The following is a 16792-nucleotide window of genomic DNA, read 5'->3' as shown; positions in this document are numbered from 1 at the left end:
TTTCTTCTTAAAATGAAAAAGTCGTGCGGGGAGCACGACTAATTTTGATTAAATGTTATTTAAAGTGCCTTCAGGCAGAACTGAGATCACACTCGCACGTTGAACTTTGACTTCTACACCGCGGCTCAACTCAACGACTGCGAAATCACCTTCAATTTTAGTGATTTTGCCCATTAAGCCGCCTGCAAAAACGACTTCGCTGCCTACGCCAAGGCTGTCAACCAGAGCACGGTGCTCTTTGGCACGTTTTGATTGAGGGCGCCAGATCAGGAAATAGAAGATTGCAACAAAAACCGCAATCATCAAAAGGTTAGCCATCAAGCTTGGTTGTTGTGCAGCTTCACCTGCAGCGTGAGCAGTCGAAATAAATAGGCTCATTTCATTTTCCTAAAATAAAAAACTGGTGATCAACTTGATAATAAATTGACATATTCTTGCAATTTACCCTGTCTTTTTCCTCAGCGCAAATGCTGAAAGATTAATCTTGTGGACAAGGTGGAACTTCCAGGCCACGACGAGCGTAAAAGTCCTGAACAAATTCATCAAAAGTTCCGTTATCCAGCGCATTGCGGATATCTTCGGTAAAACGCTGGTAATAACGCAGGTTATGGATGGTACCGAGCATAGAACCCAGCATTTCTCCACATTTCTCTAAATGGAACAGATAAGCGCGGGTAAAGTTCTGACAGGTATAGCAGTCGCAATGTGGATCAAGCGGGCTTTGATCATGACGGTATTGGCTGTTACGGATACGCACCAGACCATCGGTCACGAAATAATGACCGTTACGTGCATTTCGGGTTGGCATGACGCAGTCGAACATGTCTACACCGCGACGGATGCCTTCAACGATATCTTCCGGTTTGCCGACACCCATCAGGTAACGCGGTTTATTTTCCGGCATTTTGTTCGGAAGATAATCCAGCACCTTGATCATTTCTTCTTTCGGTTCACCGACAGACAGACCGCCAATCGCATAACCGTCGAAGTCAATCTCAAGCAGGCCTTTTAAGGACTCATCACGCAGGTCTTCATACATCCCGCCCTGAATAATCCCGAACAGGGCATTTTTATTGTTGAGTTCATCATGATGATGTTTCTTGCAGCGCTCAGCCCAGCGTAAAGATAGCTGCAAAGATTTCTGCGCTTCTTCATGGGTTGCAGGATAAGGCGTACATTCATCAAAAATCATCACAATATCGGAGTTCAACGTATGCTGAATTTCCATTGAAATTTCAGGTGAAAGGAAAACTTTTGAACCATCGATCGGGGAGCGGAAGGTCACGCCTTTTTCTTCAATCTTGCGCATTGCACCCAGACTGAAGACCTGGAAGCCGCCTGAGTCAGTCAGAATCGGTTTATCCCATTTCATGAAACCGTGCAGGCCACCATGCTGCTTGATGACTTCAAGGCCCGGACGCAGGTATAAGTGGAAAGTATTACCGAGGATAATCTGTGCTTTAATACCTTCAACATCACGTGGCAACATGCCTTTAACCGTGCCATAAGTACCAACTGGCATAAAGACGGGTGTCTCTACTACGCCATGTTCAAGCGTTAAACGACCACGACGGGCACGACCCGACTGACCTAATTTTTCAAACTTCATAAGAGTTCCAAATCAAGGCGAAAAAACAGTTCGCTGATTACTAATGCGAATTAAAGGGCGCTATTTTCCTTGATTCTGACCTTAAACGCCAGCATTGTAGAGAATTCACTCTGTAATTTTATTTATCGATGAATAGAGGAAATATCAGGTGAAAGAGGTAAGTTTGCAGAAAATTGCTGTAAACGCTGCATAATTTCTTCCCGGCTCAAGGCACAGCTACCATCAGGTTCAGCCGCCATGGCAGCAATATGCTGGATCAATTTTTGGATATAGATATTGCTGTCGATAAAATAGGATTCCAGCGTCAGTAAATAGGCATCCTGCGCCACTTGCAAATAGTCATAAGGTTCCATAGCCAGCATTTGTTCCAGATCAATCAGAATATCCTTATCACTTTGTGAGAGTTTTAAACGTTTATTGACTCTCGGTTGAGACAGGGTCTGTCTGAAAGCTAAAAAGTCCTGCAATAAGCGACTGTCGGAATTGAGTTCAAGTGCAGATTGGCATTCACATTCGGGTTGGATCGGAACGCTGAGGAAAAAAATAATCGAATCTAGATCCAGACCATAAGCTTCAGATAATTTGCGTTTGGCTTGTTTAAAAGTTTCTAGCAATAAATCCAAGTGAGTAGCAGGAAGCTGTTTTTGTTGAGCTAAGACAGGATGGCCAAAACTATGCTGGGTTTTAAAATACTCTGCCAGCAAAGTTTTAAAAGGCATGAGTTCAGATTGTGAAGAGCTTTGGCTTTTATAGCGCCATTTTCGTACATTCCAGCGATCCCGTTCGGCCAGATATTGCTGTGAATCTTCAGGGTCCTGAAAAATGCTACGTTCTGTGGAAATCGCCAGATCATCCAGCAGCAAAAATTCATCAAAGACCAAACTACAGGCATAGATGTGATCATCCTGATAGCGGTCATACAGCTGATAAAATTCCTTGACCAGCGTCTGTTGCAAGTGTTCTAAATAATCCAGCATGATTTTTTATTCTTTTTATTGGGTTTTTATAAGTGTATTGCTTTATCTCTCGCTATTGCATCATAAGCCAATGTATTGCAAATCAAAAACTATAAAATGTAATGATTTTTTCTCAGTGAAAGTTCGGACGATAGTCAAAGTTTTGAGTCACGGTCTGGTCACGGAAAGGGCGTACTGCTTTCTTTCTGAGAAACATGTTATTGATAATATTGTGCGGGAAAATCTGAATCTGGTTATTGAAGAGTTCGACATTGCGGTTGTAGATGGTAATTGCAGCGCCGACATTTTCATTCTGTTCTTCAATTTCATTCATCATTTTCAGATAAATGTCATTAGCTTTCAGTTCAGGGTAGTTTTCAATCACCACATTCAGGCTGCGCATCAGTTCTTTATTCAGGTTTTCAACCCGTTGTAACTGGGCAATATCGGCATCCTGAATATTCAGGCTCATAATGTTCTGGCGCAGTTCAGTGACTTTCTCTAAAGTTCCTTTTTCAAAACTGGAATATTGCTCAACCAGAGGTTGCAGACCATCCAGGATTTTTAGTTTTTGCCGCTCATAGTTGGCGACATCGGACCATGCACGAATAGTGGAGTTATGATGACGCACAATGCTGTTACGAATCATGATAATGGCAATAATGACCAGAAGCGGGATAATGACAAAAACAAAAAATCCCATAAAAGTAGTCCCCAGAAAAAAATAATTATTTTAAAAATTGCGTCAGATCAGTATGTAACTTTTCCAATTCTATTAATTTAAACGTTCTGAGATGGCCACGCAATGTGGAAATATCGTTAATTTTATCGTGTTTACTGGATACCTCAAATAAATCATGTGGTCCCAGATAGCAGAGTATATGGCTTTCCGGGTGAAACAATAAATCGCCCTGACGCTGTTCAAAAAAGTCCGCTAGTCGAAGTACAAAACCAGGCGTGAGCATTTTGGCCATTTGCATCGGATCACTGCCAAAGAAATTTAACTTCTGGTTGGTGCGAATGTCGCTGCTGTGCCAGGGATAAGCATAAGGATAATGAAATTTCTTTCTGGAGGTAGTCACGGCTAGCCCCTGAATCTGAACATCAAAAACAAATACCCCCCAAAGGTCTTTATGTACCTGGGTCAGTTTGACCGGTTGACCTTCCTTATTGCGTACCTGAACTTCATGTACATAATGATATTGAAAGACTAGAACCTGATGTTGTTGACCATCTTCATCTTCCCAGACGGTGCTGGCATAGCGTGAAATTTCATTACTCAGAGAGCCCTGATTAAATACCGGGAACAGACGTTTTAAATGGCTAATAAAATGTAGGGGATTCAGTGGAATAGAAATATGTTGTGGCTGCCTCTGAAAAGCCAGCTGGTATTTTTTGGCGAGCGCCTCATCTTCCAGATAACGAATGACTTCATCCAGTGGCTTTCGATGTTCATAGCTGATATAAGCCCAGAATACCAATAGGCATCCAAAGAAAACACCGCTTTGCATCCAGATATTGGCAGGCGCTACAAAGATGCAGCCAATCAGAAAGAGTCCGATTCCGGCCAGAGCAAGCGGTAAATTATTTTCAAATTTTAAGCTAATTGGGCCATTCCAGGGGTGCAAGCCATCCAATAATTCCTGATAGCTTTTGGCCTGACGACCCAGATCCCAGAGCCGTGCGATATTGCGAAACACCACTTCATTTTTCTTACGTCGAATATGAATGGAGTGCTGCACAGACTCGATCGGCATCGGGACGGTTCCTGCTGATTACTGCGCTTGATCAATCAGCATGGCATCGCCATAACTGAAGAAGCGGTATTTGCTTTCAACCGCGTGCTTGTAAGCATTCAGGATGTTTTCGCGGTTAGATAGAGCCGAAACCAGCATGAGCAGGGTAGATTCCGGTAAATGGAAGTTGGTAATCAGACGATCCACCACTTTGAACTCATAACCCGGATAGATGAAGATTTGAGTATCACCGGTCCAGCCTTTCAGTTCACCACCATTGGCCTGAGCCGCACTTTCGGTCGCACGGGTTGCGGTCGTACCGACAGCAATCACTTTATTACCACGTGCTTTGGTGGCTTTGATCAATTCCATGGATTCATCCGATACCTGACACCATTCGCTGTGCATGATATGGTTTTCGATATCATTGGTACGAACTGGCAGGAAAGTACCTGCACCGACATGCAAGGTCACAAAGGTTTTCTGAATGCCTTTTTCTTCCAGTTTCTTCAGCAATTCTTCATCGAAGTGCAGGGAAGCGGTAGGAGCAGCAACGCTGGCCAGTTTTGTCGGATCATTGAAAACGGTTTGATAACGAACCGTATCAATCTCTTCCGCTTCACGGTTGAAATAGGGTGGAATTGGTAGCGCGCCGTATTTATCCAGCACATCCAGAATCGGCTGAGAAAACTCGACAATAAACAGATTTTCATGACGGCCTTGAACGGTGACTTTGACTTCATCTGGACCAATAAATAATTCTGCACCAGCTTTAGGTGTATTGCTGGCCTTGATATGACAATGCGCAATGAACTGATCCATCATACGCTCAACCAGTACTTCAACTGCACCACCAGAGGCACGTTTACCTTTCAGACGCGCTTTCATCACTTTGGTATCGTTCAGAACCAGCAAATCGCCTTCATTCAATAAATCCAGAATATCGGTGAACTGGTGATCGTGATATTGGCCATGTGCATCAAGGTGTAACAGGCGGGAAGCACTACGTTGTTCAAGAGGATAGCGAGCAATCAGCTCATCAGGGAGATCGAAACTAAAATCAGAAAGTTGCATGACAATTTACGATAAAAAAACTGCGGCTAGTATAAACTTTTTTCTTTTTTATGGCGGGAATTGCTCGATTATAAAACAAAAAAATAAGAATTGTTTTAAAATTAGGCAAATGTGTTTTTTCTGCGTTGACAAGTTTTTGAAACAGAGTAATATAGCCGTCATCCACTCCCGAGGTGGTGAAATTGGTAGACGCGGCGGACTCAAAATCCGCTGTCAGAGATGACGTGTCGGTTCGAGTCCGACCCTCGGGACCAAAATTCTGAAGAACCCCAAGCATATTAAGTCTTGGGGTTTTTTATTGCCTAAAAATAAGCATGTGGATGTGAGCTTCTTTGATTGATTGCATTCTTTTTTTTCAATTTTGAAAGAGTTATTTCAGAATAAGTACCTTAATCAGCACCTAAATAAACAAATTGTCTTTATTCTGAATATAAAAAAGCCCCACTCATCAAATTTTTCTTTTTCACCATCAAAAATAAAATTCAGGAGTGGAGCTAGATATTACAGTCTTAATAAATTAAGAAAATTCACCCGTTGAGCGTTCTTTGGCCCAGTCACGCAGGATAAATTTCTGCAATTTCCCGGTTGAAGTTTTTGGAATCTCGGTAATCACCACATCTTTAGGTACTTTAAAACGCGCCAGATGTTGCTTGCAGAATTCGATAATCTCTTCTGCTGTGGCAGTTTGTCCTACTTTCAGTTCGACAAAGGCACATGGCACTTCCTGCCAGCGAGGATCTGGTTTTGCCACCACGGCTGCCGTGAGAATAGCAGGATGCTGATAGAGCACTTCTTCCACTTCCAGCGATGAAATGTTTTCACCTCCCGAAATAATCACATCTTTAGAGCGGTCAGTGATTTTTGCATAACCATCAGGTTGGCATACTGCCAGATCGCCAGTATGGAACCAGCCACCGGCAAAGGCTTCTGCAGTTGCTTCCGGATTCTTTAAATAACCTTTCATGACGATGTTGCCACGGAACATGATTTCACCCATGGTCTGACCATCATGTGGCACTTCCTGCATAGTGTCAGGATCAAGTACTTTCATGCCATCTTGCAGCGGATATGGTACACCTTGACGAGAATGCAATTGCGCCTGCTCCTGAATCGACAGATCTGACCAGCCTGCCTGAGACGCACAGAGCGCAGAAGGGCCGTAGGTCTCAGTTAGACCATAGACATGAGTCACATTAATACCGATATTGCGCATGCCCTCAATGATTGCAGCAGGAGGCGCAGCACCCGCCACCATCACTTCGACACGATGATCAAACTTGGTCTTTTTCTCTTCAGGGGTATTGATCAGCATCGACAGCACAATGGGTGCACCGCAGAAATAATCCACTTTATGTTCAGCAATGAGTTTAAAGATCAGTTCCGGATCAACTTTACGTAAACAGACGTTCGTACCGCCATTGGCTGCCATGGTCCAGGCAAAGCACCAGCCATTACAGTGGAATAGCGGTAAGGTCCATAAGTAAGTGGCACGTGGCATCATGCCACAGGCAATGATATTACTGGCTGCATTAATATAGGCGCCACGGTGATGGTAAACCACGCCTTTCGGGTTACCTGTGGTTCCAGAAGTGTAGTTCAGGCTAATCGCATTCCATTCATCATCCGGTAAATGCCATTCAAAATTGGCATCGCCTTGAGCCAGCCAGTCTTCATATTCAATCTGGCCGATACGGGTATCTTCACCCTCAAATTCCTCATCAGTCACGTCAATCACATAAATGTCTTGCTGTGGAACCAATGCCAAAGCTTCTGTTGCAACTGCAGAAAATTCTGGATCGACCAGCAGTACTTTGGTCTCAGCATGTTCCAGCATGAACGCCAATGTTTTGGCATCCAGACGGGTATTTAAAGTATTCAGGACCGCACCCGCCATTGGCACAGCAAAGTGTGCTTCGATCATCGCAGGTACGTTTGGCAGTAAAACTGAAACGGTGTCATTTTTACCGATGCCTAAATTCTGGAGCTGGTGGGCAAACTGACGGCAACGATTGTATTTTTCACGCCAGGTAATACGACGCTTACCATGAATGATCGCATTTTGATTCGGGTAGATATAAGCCGCGCGATCGAGATAGCGTAAAGGTGACAGCGCTACAAAATTGGCAGGGGTGCGCGGTAATTCATCGTATGCCTTAACCATTGTAAAACTCCGTTCTATATTTATTTTTCATATCCTGTTAAAAAAGATATGCAATTCTTGGAAGTCTTGCAGTTATGCTTTAGTCGAGTGCGAATGTATAATTTTAAAAATTTAAATAATTGAATATTAATAAAATTATTTTTAAGCACCGATTTTTTTGAACCTATGGGTTCCCATATTTGCCTTTTTAGGTATTTTACTCTAAATGGGTGTTAAATATAGCCTCAGCCAAGGAATAATAATGAAAATACAACAGGCGGATGCAACATGGCGCAACTGGTCAGGTAGCCAGTACAGTTCTCCTCAAATTTTTGAGCCTAAAGAAATTAATGAATTGCAAAATCTGGTGAAGTCACATGCGCAGATTCGTGTGGTGGGTGCAGGACATTCATTCAGTGCACTAGCCAAAACCGATGAGGTCTTGATTCGTCTGGATCATTTCAAAGGCGTGATAGATGCAGATGAAGCGACAGCTCAATGTACTGTACAGGCAGGTACGCGTTTATATGAGTTGGGTGAATATCTAGCCCCTCTTAATCAGGCTTTGATCAATCAAGGTGATATTGATCAGCAAAGTCTGGCGGGTGCAGTCTCGACCGGTACGCATGGCACGGGAATTGATTTGCCGTGTTTATCTGCTTTCGTTCAAGGCTTTGAATTACTGACTGCAGATGGCGAATTATTGCAATGTGATGAGCAGCAAAATACGGAAATTTTTCAGGCAGGGCGGGTAGTACTGGGCAGTCTCGGAATACTCACCAAAATCACCCTGCAAAATCGGCCGCGTTATAAATTAAAAGAACAGATCCGGTTGTGTCCGTTAAAAGACATATTTTCCAATATCGATCAATGGAAACATCAGTATCGGCATATTGAGTTTTGGGCTTTTCTGTATGCTGATCAGGTCATGCTGAAAACGCTGGATGAAACGGATGAATGCATTCAGCCGAGAAAAGAAAGCTGGCCATCAGAAGATAGTTTATTAATGTTGTGCTCGGAATTGACACGGTTATTGCCGTCTACCAATCCTTATCTGCAAAAGCTGCTCGGTGTTTTTGTCAAACCGACCTGTTTTGTGGATTGGTCCAGTCAGATTTTCCCCACACCGCGTAATACCCGATTTAATGAAATGGAATATCAGATTCCGGTCGAACTAGGCTTGCAGTGTCTGGAAGAAGTGCTGCATTGTTTAAGGCAGCATCGTGTGCCGATGTTCTTTCCGATCGAGTTTCGTTATGTCAAAGCGGATGATATCTGGCTTAGTCCGTTCTATCAGCGGGATTCAGTTTCAATTTCTATCCATCAGTTTTATAAGCAGGATTATTATGTCATTTTTAATCTAGTGGAACCGATTTTTCAGAAATATCAGGGGCGACCGCATTGGGGGAAATTGCATAGCATGCATGCCGCATCACTGCACGACTTATATCCAAGATGGGATGAATTTATGGCGCTACGTCAGCAGCTAGATCCGCAGCAAAAATGGCTGAATCCATACTTAAAACAACTGTTTCTGGCTAAGTAGCAGGAGTGGAAGATGCAATCAACTTATTTTCAGCAACTGACTCAAGACCTAAAACAGCAGGGTACAGGTACACCACAACTGATTCTGGATTTGGTTCAGTATCAGCATAATCTGGATGTTGTGCAGGCAAAACTACCTCCGCAGTTAAAGCCTCGTCTGGTGGTGAAATCTCTGTCCAGTACTGAGTTGCTTCAATTCGCTAGTGAAAAGCTGAATACCCAGCGTTTTATGGTATTTCATCTGCCACATCTTCGGGAAATTATCGGAGCATTTGAGCAAGCGGACATTCTACTCGGTAAGCCAATGCCGGTTCATGCAGCGCAGCGCTTTTATCAAAGCTGGTTTGGTCAAATGGACTTAAATACTCAAGTAAATATTCAATGGCTGATCGATAGTCAGGCACGTCTGGAGCAGTATCTGCAACTCGCCCAAAGCCTGAATCTTTGCCTGAATGTGAATATTGAAATTGATGTAGGGCTGCATCGCGGAGGGGTGAACAGTCAGGAGCAGTTTATAGCCCTACTCAAGCTGATTCAGCAGCATCCTTTGTCTCTAAAATTCTCCGGATTAATGGGCTACGATGCGCATGTAGCTAAACTGCCAAAAATTCTTAAAAGTCCTGAAAAAAGTTATCAGCAATCACAGCAGATTTATCAAAAATTCAAGATGACGCTGCAACAGCAATTTCCTGATTTATGGCATGAAAACCTATGTTTTAATGGTGGCGGCAGTCCGACCTTTATGCAGCATTGCCAGCAGAGTGTTTGTAATGATCTGGCTTTTGGTTCCATGCTACTTAAACCCAGTGACTTCGATCTGAAAAATCTCTCTGCTTTAAAATGTGCCTTGTGGATTGCCACACCAATTTTAAAAGTGCTGCCTTATGGCCAGATTCCCGGTCTGGAAGTATTTAATTATCTACCGCATCAGTATAAAGCATTATTTATTTATGGTGGCTACTGGCAGGCGGACTATTATTTTCCAGAAAAAAGCCAGCCGCATATTTTATATGGACGCAGTAGCAATCAGGAAATGGTTCTGGTATCGAAATCTTGCGAACTGAAAGTCGATGATTATGTGTTTTTAAGACCAACTCAAAGCGAAGCCATCATTCCCCAGTTTTCTCAATTGTGTGTCTATGCTGAAAGGCAATTTGAAGCGTGGCAAACCTTTAGAGAATAAATAATTCTTGAGTGAATAATGATCTTAACTCATTGCAGCTCAAAAGAACTTTTTGGTGATAAATCCTATTTTTATTAGGGAAAAGGTTTAATCATTGGCTCAAGCCGTGTAAAATTCTAGGCGATTTTTTATTTATCCACCGTTTTTATCTTTTGAGGTTCTCCCTCGATCATAATCTCGCGGTGACATGCTCCATGGTACGGGGCATCACTCCTTAAGGATTTCATATGCCAATTATCACTTTGCCAAATGGCGATCAAAAACAGTTTGATCACGCCGTATCTGTGATGGAAGTTGCTCAAAGCATCGGTCCTGGTCTTGCAAAAAATACCGTTGCAGGTCGTGTAAACGATCGTCTAGTGGACGCGTGCGATCTGATTACTGAAGACGCAACCTTACAAATCATCACGCCTAAAGATGAAGAAGGTGTCGAAATTATTCGTCACTCTTGCGCACACTTGGTGGGTCATGCCGTTAAGCAATTGTTCCCAGAAGCAAAGATGGTCATTGGTCCAGTCATTGAAGAAGGTTTCTACTATGACATCTGGATGCCACGTCCATTTACTTTAGATGACATGGCTGCGATTGAAGAGCGTATGAAAAAGCTCATCGATCAAGACTATGATGTCGTGAAAAAAATGACTCCGCGTGATGAAGTGATTGCAGAATTCACAGCCCGTGGTGAAGAATACAAATTGCGCCTGATCGCAGACATGCCTGAAGAAACTCAAATGGGCCTGTACTACCATCAGGACTATCTGGATATGTGCCGTGGTCCGCACGTACCAAATACCAAATTCCTAAAATCATTCAAGCTGACTAAAATCTCTGGTGCTTACTGGCGCGGTGATGCGAAAAACGAACAGCTACAACGGATCTATGGTACAGCTTGGGCGGATAAGAAACAGCTCGCAGCTTATATCAAGCGTATTGAAGAAGCTGAAAAACGCGATCACCGTAAAATTGGTAAAGCCTTAGACTTGTTCCATATGCAGGAAGAAGCACCAGGTATGGTGTTCTGGCATCCAAACGGCTGGACCATTTACCAAGTGCTTGAACAATACATGCGTAAAGTTCAGCAAGAAAATGGTTACCTTGAAATCCGTACACCACAAGTGGTGGATTTCACGCTTTGGGAAAAATCAGGTCACGCAGCGAACTATGCTGAAAACATGTTTACGACTCATTCAGAGAACCGTAACTACGCTGTAAAACCGATGAACTGTCCTTGTCACGTGCAAGTGTTCAACCAGGGCTTAAAATCATATCGTGATCTTCCAATCCGTTTAGCGGAGTTTGGTTCATGTCACCGTAACGAGCCATCGGGTTCTTTACACGGCATCATGCGTGTACGTGGTTTTACCCAAGATGATGCGCATATTTTCTGTACTAAAGAACAAATCGGTACTGAAGTTGCAGACTTTATCAAATTGACACTAGACGTATACAAAGATTTTGGCTTTGAAGAAGTACAAATGAAGTTATCTACACGTCCTGAAAAACGTGTGGGTGATGATGCACTTTGGGATATGGCAGAAAAATCTTTGGCAGATGCTTTAGATGCTGCTGGCCTAGATTGGGATTTACAACCAGGTGAAGGTGCATTCTACGGTCCGAAGATCGAATTCTCATTGAAAGACTGCTTAGGCCGAATCTGGCAGTGTGGTACCATTCAATGTGACTTCAACCTTCCAGAACGTCTGGATGCCTCTTATGTTACTGAAGACAACGATCGTGATCAGCCTGTGATGTTGCACCGTGCAATTCTTGGCAGTTTCGAACGTTTTATTGGTATACTGATTGAACACTACGCGGGCTTTATGCCACCTTGGTTATCACCAGTGCAAGCGTGTGTCATGAATATTACTGATGCTCAAGCCGAGGCTTGTGAGTCAGTCGTCGCGAAACTTAAAGAAAACGGAATTCGTGCAATTTCTGACTTGAGAAATGAGAAAATCGGCTTTAAGATTCGTGAACGTACTTTAGAGCGTATTCCTTACTTATTGGTACTTGGGGACCGTGAGGTAGAGGAAGGTACTGTGAATGTCCGTACCCGCTCAGGAAAAAATTTGGGTACTATGTCAATCGATGCTTTCGTTGACTTAGTAAAAGCAGCCGTTGCCGAACGCGGCCGGTACATTGTGGAGTAACAGCGATTAAACAGCCTGACCGTAATCAACAGGGCGGTAATAAATCAAACCGTCCTGCCTTGAATGATGAAATTCGTGCTAAAGAAGTTCGTCTTGTAGACGAAAATGGTGAGCAAAAAGGTATTGTAAGCCTTGCGGAAGCATTGCGCGCAGCAGAAAATGTTGAGCTTGATCTTGTTGAGATCGTAGCCAATGCTGAGCCACCTGTTTGCAAAATCATGGACTTCAATAAGCATTTGTTTGATCTGAAACAAAAGCAGAAAGAAGCGAAGAAAAAACAACATCAAGTCCAGGTGAAAGAAATCAAGCTACGTCCTGCGACAGATGTAGGTGATTACAACGTAAAATTACGTGCAATCATCAAATTCCTTGAAGAAGGAAACAAGGTTAAAATTACCCTGCGTTTCCGTGGTCGTGAAATGGCTCACCAGCAACTGGGTCTGGCTCAACTGCAAAAAGTTGAAGCAGACGTCGTTGAATATGGTGTTGTTGAACAAGCACCAAAAATGGAAGGTCGTCAAATGGGTATGCTGCTTGGTCCTAAAAAGAAAAAGTAAGCATCTCTTGATGAAAAAAGCCCTGCATTTGCAGGGCTTTTTTATGAGGTAACTTAATTTTTTATTGAGTAGGGTAGGATTTTCCTGCTTCTACAATCGGAATATTGGCCTCAGTGGGTACATAAATTATTTGTTGAATACGACCTTCACGTAGGGCTTCACCAAATGCACCAATAAATTCCTGCTTGCGATATTCAGGATAATCTTTAGCTGCCTGCCCAACGAGTTTAATAGCTTCTGCACGCAGTTTGGCACTTTCCAGTTCCGCTTTTGCAACTTGCACTTGAATCATTTTAGATTGTTCTGCTTCAGCCAATGCTGCCTGACCATCCATCCCTTGTTTCCAAACTTTATAATGTGGCCAGCCAAACAATAGCAGTAAAATGACAATCAATAAAAAGAAGAGCAAGCCCAATAGCATGAATGGACTTAGGGCGTTGCGACGGACATAATTCATAGTGCACCTACGGCAGATTTTTTTATCTATGGTATTTATTGAATGTTTTATTCTGTTTCAGAAAAGCATAGCCGAAATTTTATGTAAATCAACTATATGTGGTGATAGGGGAAAGTCCCAACCAGAACACCATTTTTTAATAACTGCTTTTTATCCTTTGGAATCTGATGAGATAAATTTCTTTCAGCTTAAACCATATAGTTAAAAGTGTTTTTGAATCAGCTTTTATGATCTTAAATTCCAAGCACTGTGCATGGCCTGAATAATTTCTTTAGCTTGCTGACGGGAAAACATCGATAAATGAATCCGGAATAATCTTAAACAGAGCCGGTCGCGCCAACTGGACTGACAAAGAATAAAATCGAGAGTGCCATCTCGCTGATTAATTTGATGAGCGGGAAGTCTGGTTAGCCAGCGTTTGGTACGTGCCTTAATTGAATCATATTGAGGATTGATAAAGCTATAATGGACGGCTTCACGATATAAACACAGGCTGATCCGGTAACCTGCCAAAGTGTAATAAATTGTCCGCGAGGTGATTTTTAGTTTAATGCTATATACCAAGAGCGATAGCATCAGGAAACCCAGCATATAGCCATAAAAGCTTGGAGACTCCTGCCATAAAAATACCAATCCTCGAATAAAACTGGAAGGAGGATCTGGAGTATGAAGGTATAAGGTCATCAAAATCCCAATGGGATAGCAAAGAAGGAGAAGTCCCATATGTTTCATCGTCTGGGCACTTTGATGAAACAGAATAATATCTGATGTGCTCATATTATTATTTTTATAATGAGTGAAAATTGAACACTTTCAAGCTTAAGGATTCTGTCCTAAAAAAGAAAGACCCATTCGGGTCTTTCTTTTGGCAGGTGATTAGCTTTGCTGCTCGTTAGATTCATTTTTTTCAGCTAACAGTTTTTTGCCAATCGGAATCTGACGAGGCAATTTTTCTTCTGGCACATTGCGCTGCAATTCGATTTTCAATAAACCATTTTCAAATTCAGCTTGTTGTACCTCTACATGTTCATCCAGTCTTAAAGACAATTTGAATGAACGGTGGGCGATGCCTTTATGCAGGAATTCCACAGTCGTATCTGAATTTTCTTCCACCGCTTTACCGCTAATGGTCAGAACCTGATTTTCCAGATTGATCTCTAGCTGGTCTTCATTGAATCCGGCAGCAGAAACCACAATGCGGTAATTGTTGTCGCCGGTTTTTTCAATGTTGTAATGTGGATAGTTCGGTGCCTCACTTTGCATTGCATAATCAAAAAGGTCATTAAAGCGGTCAAAACCGATACTACGACGGAATAGTGGGCTAAGACTGAAATTGCTCATTGATCTTACCTCCTGATCTCAGAAAAGTTTTTTAAACAACATGCAATTCTTCAATATGAACTCAGTGATTAGAAACAATCTCCTGAATAGATCATTGCTCTATTTCTAATATAGGATTGAGGCGAAGCTTTTCAAGCCTCAAGATTTAAAAATATTTGAACCCATCTTGGGCTAAAAATAATGCTTTAAATTTAGCGATTTTACTGCTGAATCTATAACAAAATATGCGGAAGTAGGGCTTTAAATCATGCTATAACTAGATCAAATTTCAATAATGTCATGTAAAAACGAAAAGGTAACAGGTAATAACATGATTGATCTCTATTATTGGGGAACGCCCAATGGCCATAAAATTACCATCGCATTAGAAGAAATGGGCTTGGAATATAAAATTTTTCCGATCAATATTCTGGAAAATGATCAGTTTCAACCTGATTTTTTACGTATCTCTCCAAACAACAAAATTCCTGCGATTGTAGATCAGGATGGCCCGCGTGGCGAACCGATTTCAGTCTTTGAATCTGGCGCGATTCTGCAATATTTGGGTCGTAAAACCGGCCTGTTTTATCCGGATGATGAGCAGCAACGTGTTGAAGTTGAACAGTGGCTGATGTGGCAAATGGGTGGCTTGGGTCCGATGCTGGGGCAGAATCATCACTTTAGCCGTTTTGCTCCTGAGCGTATCCCATATGCTACTGATCGTTATGTTAATGAAACCAAGCGTCTATACGGGGTTCTGAACAAACAGCTGATTGGTCAAAAATATGTAGCCGGTGAGTATTCGATTGCGGATATGGCTATTTTGCCATGGGTGTTACGTCATGAATGGCAGCAAATTGATCTGGCAGATTATCCGGAAGTACAGGAATATGTGACACGCCTGACTGCGCGTCCAGCGGTGCAAAGAGCGTTAGCAATACAGGTCAGATAAGTCTGGCCTTTGTGCTAAACTAGATAAAAGTAGATTAAACCACCTTTGGGTGGTTTTTTATTGGGTGAGTATATGAAAGATTTTTTCCTGAACTTTACTAAAATCGTGGAAACGAATCCTCGAATTTACTGGAGTATTATTTTCGGTATCGCAGCTTGTCTGCTGCTGTTCGTTGCTGAAATTGTGCATGTGGATCAGGTGATCAGTGCCTTGAATACCAAAGATCGTCAGATTTTAAATACAGCTCTTGAGCCGATCACCCAGAAATATCAATGGTCACGTATTTTGGTCATGGTTATGGCTATAGTCTGGGCGAATTGGGAATATCTTAAAGCCAAGAAAAAACTGGGTTTAAGCCGTTAGTCTCGGGATGTCCCTGTTTCTGCTCTTTCTTGCCGCTTTTGGTGCAGCCACTTTATTACCGCTGCAGTCGGAAGCGGTTTTGCTGGGTTTATTATGGCAAGGGAGCTATTCGGCGGCCTTGCTCATCATGATTGCAAGTGCTGGAAATATCTTGGGTTCCTGTGTGAACTGGTATCTGGGGTTCAAGATTGAGCAATATAAGCATAAAAAATGGTTTCCAGTCTCTGAGCAGCAGATGCTGAAAGCCCAAAGTACCTATCAGAAATACGGCTATTGGTCATTATTGCTGAGCTGGGTGCCGATTATTGGCGATCCAATTACGTTAATTGCCGGTTTGCTTAAGGAAAATTTTACCCGTTTTATCTTGATAGTCAGTATTGCCAAAATTGGACGTTATCTGTTTGTCTATTGGGCTTATGCGATGTTTTAAAAAAAGAGGCATAAAGCCCACTGCTGTCCCATAGTTTGCTTTAAATAAAAAAACCTGAGTCCTAACAGTTAAAATATGAGTGCAAACAAACACTTTAACGACCAGGATTCAGGTTTTGTCCCATCAGAATACCGTATTTCATGAGCTAATTAAACCTCTTGTGCGACAGGATTTTGAACAACTTGCTAAAGTACACCATGTTGGACAGAAATTTAGAGCGGCTTCCCGGTGGGATCAGTTTATTGCCATATTGATGTCTCAATTCTCTTGTAGGCAAAGTCTGAGAGATATTCAATCCAATTTGGAGTGCCAACAGGAAA

Annotated in this window: 18 protein-coding genes and 1 tRNA gene; 9 read left to right on the top strand and 10 right to left on the bottom strand. The window is 42.4% G+C overall.

Features of this window, described 5'->3' with window-relative positions; all coding sequences use genetic code 11:
* Positions 1–48: 48 nt before the first annotated feature.
* The 6 genes from yajC to queA all read right to left on the bottom strand — a co-directional run bounded on the left by yajC (position 49) and on the right by queA (position 5375).
* Positions 49–378 carry a preprotein translocase subunit YajC gene (yajC, locus tag FTV14_RS10865; protein WP_004783613.1) on the bottom strand — a complete coding sequence of 110 codons (330 nt, stop codon included), beginning with the start codon at positions 376–378 and terminating at the stop codon, positions 49–51.
* 100 nt (positions 379–478) lie between these two features.
* Positions 479–1609 (bottom strand): tRNA guanosine(34) transglycosylase Tgt, encoded by a 1131-nt coding sequence (gene tgt / locus FTV14_RS10860; protein WP_004783611.1) that lies wholly within the window; start codon positions 1607–1609, stop codon positions 479–481.
* Between the two features lie 122 nt (positions 1610–1731).
* Entirely contained in the window at positions 1732–2586 is an 855-nt protein-coding gene (locus FTV14_RS10855; protein ID WP_180053906.1) for a DUF4303 domain-containing protein, read from the bottom strand.
* A gap of 112 nt (positions 2587–2698) precedes the next feature.
* Complete coding sequence (locus FTV14_RS10850) at positions 2699–3268, bottom strand: LemA family protein (RefSeq protein ID WP_179992981.1); 570 nt, start codon at positions 3266–3268, stop codon at positions 2699–2701.
* A 25-nt stretch (positions 3269–3293) separates the two neighbouring features.
* A complete protein-coding gene (locus FTV14_RS10845; RefSeq protein ID WP_180053905.1) occupies positions 3294–4322 on the bottom strand; it encodes a hypothetical protein in 1029 nt (342 codons plus the stop codon).
* Between the two features lie 18 nt (positions 4323–4340).
* Positions 4341–5375 carry a tRNA preQ1(34) S-adenosylmethionine ribosyltransferase-isomerase QueA gene (gene queA, locus FTV14_RS10840; protein WP_180011730.1) on the bottom strand — a complete coding sequence of 345 codons (1035 nt, stop codon included), beginning with the start codon at positions 5373–5375 and terminating at the stop codon, positions 4341–4343.
* A 167-nt stretch (positions 5376–5542) separates the two neighbouring features.
* Here queA and FTV14_RS10835 point away from each other — a divergent pair.
* Positions 5543–5629 (top strand) — tRNA-Leu (locus tag FTV14_RS10835).
* A 263-nt stretch (positions 5630–5892) separates the two neighbouring features.
* On the opposite strand, the gene FTV14_RS10830 is transcribed toward FTV14_RS10835, so the two are convergent.
* Positions 5893–7536 (bottom strand): acyl-CoA synthetase, encoded by a 1644-nt coding sequence (locus tag FTV14_RS10830; RefSeq protein ID WP_180011732.1) that lies wholly within the window; start codon positions 7534–7536, stop codon positions 5893–5895.
* A gap of 241 nt (positions 7537–7777) precedes the next feature.
* On the opposite strand from FTV14_RS10830, the gene FTV14_RS10825 reads away from it, so the two are divergent.
* From FTV14_RS10825 to infC, 4 genes are all read left to right on the top strand, one after another.
* Positions 7778–9061 carry a D-arabinono-1,4-lactone oxidase gene (locus FTV14_RS10825; protein WP_180053904.1) on the top strand — a complete coding sequence of 428 codons (1284 nt, stop codon included), beginning with the start codon at positions 7778–7780 and terminating at the stop codon, positions 9059–9061.
* Positions 9062–9073: 12 nt separating this feature from the next.
* Positions 9074–10243 (top strand): alanine racemase, encoded by a 1170-nt coding sequence (locus FTV14_RS10820; protein WP_180053903.1) that lies wholly within the window; start codon positions 9074–9076, stop codon positions 10241–10243.
* 227 nt (positions 10244–10470) lie between these two features.
* The gene (gene thrS, locus FTV14_RS10815) at positions 10471–12393 is read left to right on the top strand and encodes a threonine--tRNA ligase (protein ID WP_004783592.1); all 1923 of its coding nucleotides are present in this window, start codon (positions 10471–10473) and stop codon (positions 12391–12393) included.
* Between the two features lie 5 nt (positions 12394–12398).
* Positions 12399–12950: a translation initiation factor IF-3 gene (gene infC, locus FTV14_RS10810; RefSeq protein ID WP_081400954.1), complete on the top strand. Its 552-nt coding sequence runs from the start codon at positions 12399–12401 to the stop codon at positions 12948–12950.
* 61 nt (positions 12951–13011) lie between these two features.
* On the opposite strand, the gene FTV14_RS10805 is transcribed toward infC, so the two are convergent.
* The 3 genes from FTV14_RS10805 to FTV14_RS10795 all read right to left on the bottom strand — a co-directional run bounded on the left by FTV14_RS10805 (position 13012) and on the right by FTV14_RS10795 (position 14748).
* Positions 13012–13407 carry a hypothetical protein gene (locus FTV14_RS10805; RefSeq protein ID WP_004783587.1) on the bottom strand — a complete coding sequence of 132 codons (396 nt, stop codon included), beginning with the start codon at positions 13405–13407 and terminating at the stop codon, positions 13012–13014.
* 225 nt (positions 13408–13632) lie between these two features.
* A complete protein-coding gene (locus tag FTV14_RS10800; protein WP_034590072.1) occupies positions 13633–14184 on the bottom strand; it encodes a hypothetical protein in 552 nt (183 codons plus the stop codon).
* Positions 14185–14283: 99 nt separating this feature from the next.
* Entirely contained in the window at positions 14284–14748 is a 465-nt protein-coding gene (locus FTV14_RS10795) for an Hsp20 family protein (RefSeq protein WP_004783582.1), read from the bottom strand.
* Between the two features lie 310 nt (positions 14749–15058).
* Between FTV14_RS10795 and FTV14_RS10790 the strand changes: the two genes are divergently transcribed.
* The 4 genes from FTV14_RS10790 to FTV14_RS10775 form a co-directional block, all read left to right on the top strand.
* Entirely contained in the window at positions 15059–15679 is a 621-nt protein-coding gene (locus FTV14_RS10790; protein WP_004783581.1) for a glutathione S-transferase N-terminal domain-containing protein, read from the top strand.
* 72 nt (positions 15680–15751) lie between these two features.
* On the top strand, positions 15752–16042 hold the full coding sequence (locus FTV14_RS10785; protein WP_159123055.1) for a hypothetical protein: 291 nt from the start codon (positions 15752–15754) through the stop codon (positions 16040–16042).
* A 7-nt stretch (positions 16043–16049) separates the two neighbouring features.
* On the top strand, positions 16050–16472 hold the full coding sequence (locus FTV14_RS10780; protein WP_034170828.1) for a YqaA family protein: 423 nt from the start codon (positions 16050–16052) through the stop codon (positions 16470–16472).
* A gap of 115 nt (positions 16473–16587) precedes the next feature.
* Positions 16588–16792 (top strand): DUF4372 domain-containing protein (locus FTV14_RS10775; RefSeq protein WP_180012377.1); only part of this gene is annotated, 205 nt, incomplete at its 3' end.

The sequence above is a fragment of the Acinetobacter sp. YH12236 genome (assembly GCF_013417645.1).
GTDB lineage: Bacteria > Pseudomonadota > Gammaproteobacteria > Pseudomonadales > Moraxellaceae > Acinetobacter.
The sequence above is the reverse complement of the archived record's forward strand: the minus strand, read 5'-3'. Positions and strand labels throughout refer to the sequence as shown.